Raw genomic sequence first — 500 nt, 5'->3', positions numbered from 1 at the left:
AAAACCAGCGTTCTCTTTGGTACAGGAAGCTTTTCGGAAGGACTCGATTTGCCAGGAGAGTTACTGGAAAACTTAGTGATCACCAAAATTCCATTTGGTGTTCCTACCTCTCCAGTAGAACAAGCGCATTCAGAATACATAGAAAAGAAAGGCGGCAACCCGTTTATGCAAATCACTGTACCTGATGCGAGCAAAAAGCTGATCCAGAGCGTGGGCCGCCTACTGCGTAAAGAACGAGATTCTGGTAGAGTGACCATTCTGGATCGACGCCTCGTAACCAAACGCTACGGGCAAGCACTTATCGACTCACTGCCGCCATTTAAACGAAAAATAGAATATTAGAAGAATAAGAATTTATGGAAATGATAGAGCCGACAATGCTGTTGGTGTTGGCGCTAGTCGCTTTTGTTGCTGGATTTATTGACGCAGTCGCAGGTGGTGGAGGGATGCTAACCGTCCCTGCTTTGCTGTCTTTGGGGCTTCCTCCTCACATTGCTTTG

1 protein-coding gene is annotated in these 500 nt (G+C 46.6%); it reads left to right on the top strand.

All coding sequences use genetic code 11. The features are described 5' to 3' along the window. The coding region (locus tag R7040_RS30545) for a helicase C-terminal domain-containing protein (protein WP_318098202.1) at positions 1 to 342 on the top strand (342 nt) is incomplete at its 5' end. Between the last annotated feature and the right edge of the window lie 158 nt (positions 343 to 500).

It is taken from the genome of Vibrio sp. 1069 (genome assembly GCF_033340555.1).
The sequence above is the reverse complement of the archived record's forward strand: the minus strand, read 5'-3'. Positions and strand labels throughout refer to the sequence as shown.